Source organism: Candidatus Hydrogenedens sp. (assembly GCA_035378955.1).
Taxonomy (GTDB): Bacteria; Hydrogenedentota; Hydrogenedentia; order Hydrogenedentales; family Hydrogenedentaceae; genus Hydrogenedens.
In genome coordinates, this window is sequence record DAOSUS010000132.1 from 1 (window position 1) to 3,645 (window position 3,645).

A 3,645-nucleotide genomic window follows, 5' to 3' on the forward strand; every position below is an offset into this window, starting at 1 on the left:
CCAAAGAAAGGTTTAGTGAAGTACAGAAATGTAATTTAAAAATATAAAAGGTGTTTGTTTAAAATTGGATTTTATATTTCATTAAAAAACCGAAATATTTTCAAATTTTGTTGGTATATAATAGTAGTAGATACGCAAATAAAAAGGAGAATGTCCTGTGTTTATTTCACCATTTGATACATTACGAGTGCTACCTCGAAAACTGATGATGGAAGTATGGCGTCGTCTAAATACTGGTTTAAATGAAGATGAACCATGGGAGCCTCTTGCCGATGTTTATGAAACAAATACAGATTATTATGTTTTTATAGAATTGCCGGGAGTAAAGAAGGAAGATATTGTATTGACGATTGATAAAAATAAGTTGAGTGTACGCGGGAATAAGATGAAAAGAGTAAATGAAGATGATGAAAAAAAAGTATTTTGTGAGTGTCTATACGGAAGTTTTGAGAAGGTTGTTGAATTTTCTGACGAGATAGAAGAAGATAAAGTTAATGCAGAAATGCAAATGGGTTTGCTTAAGATAACACTGCCCAAAAAATCAGTCTCCGTAGGAAAAAGAATTATAGTTTCAGGAGAATAGTAGGATTATTAATTATTTGCAGGTGCTATTGATAATATCCAGTCCGACCAGATAATTTGTGGTGTTCCTTCCGGTGCATAGGCACAGAAAAAATAGGTGTCTCTCTGTTCTATCTTAAATTCCTTTTCAAGATGAATAGGTTTATTCAATTCTCCGGAGATTTCTATTAGAGGATTTATAAAAGGTGCTGTTTTCCCGGGTTCGGTTATTTTCCATATACCTATATTAACTTTTGGACCTTTTAATAATGTGGCATTTACAGAAAATAGGTAATTGTTCGGTTGTAAATCAGATAAAGAAGTACGAAACATATTACCTATATCTTCACCAGCATCTGCTTTTGTCCACTTCTGAACTACTTCGTAACCCGTTCCCTTTTTTGCACTTTTATTGACATAAGAATATTGAGAAAAAGGAGGCAAAAAACCCGAAGGAACTCGTGTACCCGATAACCATTCTATAAAGGAACCGTTTTTAATCACATTGTTTAATGAGTTTGATATAGGTTGGACTTCTAAAACTTTAAATTCTCCTTTTAGATTTGTTTCCTGAACAATAGCATTGGAACAGGAAAAAAAGGTCAAAGTTATGATAAAGAAAAAAGGTTGTTTTTTGAGAAATGACATTTTTACTCCTTATGAAAATGAATTTCAAGAAATAGTTGTTTAGTATTAATTTTAGAAAATTAAACCTAAAAAAGCTAATTATAGTCAAATATGCATAATATACTTGTAAAACAATCAGAGGAGTAGGTTATGTTGACAAACAATATCAAAAATTATTATTTAAGGGTGCTTCTGAGTGCAATTTTACTGTTTTTTGTTTCTTTTAATTTATTTTCTAAAGATACAGAAGTTAATATCGTTTATACAAATGATATTCATGACCATATCCGCCCCGGATATATGGGGGTTGGAGGAATTCCCTATATTGCAGGTTTTGTGAATAAAGTAAGAGCGGAAAACCCGAATGTATTATTACTTGATGCAGGTGATTTGACGGATAAAGGGGATATGGTAGCAGATTTAACCGATGGAGAAATGATGTATAAAGTTGTAGAGCAAATGAAATATGATGTAATGGTTATTGGAAATCATGATTATGATAAAGGAATTAAACGACTTTGTGAGTTGAGGAAATTAGCTCCTTCGGTAGAGTTTGTAGGAACAAATTATAAAGAGGGTTTAGAAAATTGTTATAAACCATGGGTTATTAAAAAAATAGGAAACCTATCTATAGGTTTTGTAGGTGTTGTAAAATTAGGAGGTGAAGAACTGAGAGTAGCCAGAGAGGCTATCCCCGAACTAAAAAAAGCAATTGAAGAACTAAAAGAACAGGATTGCCATTTTATTATTGCCTTATGTCATCTCGGAAGCAACGCCTGTATAGAGTTATCTAAAAAAATTCCCGAAATATCGGTATTTATTTCAGGACATACACACGAATTGTTAAAAGAAGCAAGACTGTGTTCGGATACTAATGCAATTATCGTTCAAGCGGGTTCGTATGCTATGTATGCAGGACAATTAAAATTGATGGTTGACGATGAAAAACAAAAGGTTAATAGTTATACAAATCAAGTTGTAGAACTAAAACATGATATTATAGAACCTGATAAAGAAATTTTAAATTGGGTATTTGCAGAAGAGAAGAGAATTTGTCCTGTTGCTTCCGAATATTTGATAGATAATAAAAAATCGATTAATACAAGTCAGATTGCAATACTGGCAGCTAATGCAATAAAAGAAAGAAGTAATGCGGACATTGTCTTTTGCCATCCCCGATTACTTATCCGTAGCACATTTCCACCCACAAAATTAGATTACAACGCTGTCTATTTAACCGCAGGACACCGCGCTAAAGAATTGGTTAAGGTAACATTAACAGGAAAACAAATAGAGCAATATCTAATAGATTTACTTAAATATGGTTGGAGTAGAACCGAATGGACAGGAATAAATGCAGAATATGAACGCTCCTTTCCACCCGATAAGGTTGCTGTTAAAACAGATTTACTTGCAGATAAAAAATATAAAGTAGTGCTCGCAAAAATAGAATTTGAAAATCGCTTATTACGCTCTTTAGAAAAAAATGGGGGAAATAATATAGATGAGATAAAACAAGGACTAAAAAAATGTGATTTTACTTATTTCGATGCAGTATCAAAATATATTGAAAAGATTAGAGAAGGTGGAATTACCTTAGATGAATATATGGAAAAGATGAAGATAAACGGAGGGAATAATAAAGAGGAAAAAGAATACGACACAGAACAATGATTTTTATTTCAAATACACTCCAAAGTAAATCTTTGATAGAATAGATATATACTATTGGAGTATTTTCAGGTGAATATACAGGATATTACAAAGACATTAGGTATAGAAATCATTGTTAAAGGGGAAAAGATAGAAATAGAAAAGGTATTTGCAGGGGACCGAATTAGCGATTTAATCCATTCTGCTGATGAAAAGACATTAATAGTTACTCATTTAAATCACATCTCTCTGGTTCAATTATTTAACATATTTGAGGTGCCTGCTATATGTCTTATTACAGATACAGACCCCATCTTTGAATTAATAGAAAGTGCTAAAGAAAATAAAGCCTTTCTTTTGGTTTCTTCCTTGGAGATGTATGAAACCTGTGGGGTTATTTATACGATATTTCAAAAGGGAAATACCCAGCAATGATTACAGGGTCTTATCCAGTGAAAAGAGGCGATTATTTAAGTGGAGGACAGGTTTCTTCAAAAATTAAAGAGATATTATGTAAGTTAGGAATAGCCTCAGAAATAATCAGAAAGATTATGATTGCTGTTTATGAGGCAGAGATGAATGTAATTATCCATTCTTATGGCGGAGAAATTAGTTTTATAATAGATGACGAAAAAATTGAAGTTACGGTTAAAGATACAGGACCCGGTATTCCACGAATAGACCTGGCTATTCAGGAAGGATATTCTACGGCACCCGACGAAGCAAGAGAAATGGGGTTTGGAGCGGGAATGGGTTTACCCAACATAAAGAAAAATTCGGATTATTTTGTTATTCATAGTGAAC

Annotated in this window: 5 protein-coding genes; 4 read left to right on the top strand and 1 reads right to left on the bottom strand. The window is 32.6% G+C overall.

Translation table 11 applies throughout. From position 1 onward, the window contains the following. Window positions 1-157 precede the first annotated feature (157 nt). Window positions 158-583, top strand: a complete 426-nt coding sequence (locus PLA12_14515) for an Hsp20/alpha crystallin family protein (protein HOQ33703.1) — start codon at window positions 158-160, stop codon at window positions 581-583. Window positions 584-591: 8 nt separating this feature from the next. Here PLA12_14515 and PLA12_14520 read toward each other — a convergent pair whose 3' ends face one another. Continuing rightward, window positions 592-1,209, bottom strand: coding sequence for a hypothetical protein (locus tag PLA12_14520; GenBank protein ID HOQ33704.1), 618 nt, complete (start codon window positions 1,207-1,209; stop codon window positions 592-594). Window positions 1,210-1,338: 129 nt separating this feature from the next. On the opposite strand from PLA12_14520, the gene PLA12_14525 reads away from it, so the two are divergent. The 3 genes from PLA12_14525 to PLA12_14535 all read left to right on the top strand — a co-directional run. Continuing rightward, window positions 1,339-2,862 carry a metallophosphatase gene (locus tag PLA12_14525; GenBank protein ID HOQ33705.1) on the top strand — a complete coding sequence of 508 codons (1,524 nt, stop codon included), beginning with the start codon at window positions 1,339-1,341 and terminating at the stop codon, window positions 2,860-2,862. A gap of 69 nt (window positions 2,863-2,931) precedes the next feature. Continuing rightward, a complete protein-coding gene (locus PLA12_14530; protein HOQ33706.1) occupies window positions 2,932-3,276 on the top strand; it encodes a hypothetical protein in 345 nt (114 codons plus the stop codon). Next, window positions 3,273-3,645: anti-sigma regulatory factor (locus PLA12_14535; protein ID HOQ33707.1), on the top strand; the 373-nt coding region annotated here is incomplete at its 3' end. The genes PLA12_14530 and PLA12_14535, both read left to right, overlap by 4 nt.

Bases quoted from the DNA above. Each gene is read 5' to 3' on its own strand.
- PLA12_14520 (HOQ33704.1), bottom strand. From the start codon at position 1,209: ATGTCATTTCTCAAAAAACAACCTTTTTTCTTTATCATAACTTTGACC.
- PLA12_14525 (HOQ33705.1), top strand. From the start codon at position 1,339: ATGTTGACAAACAATATCAAAAATTATTATTTAAGGGTGCTTCTGAGT.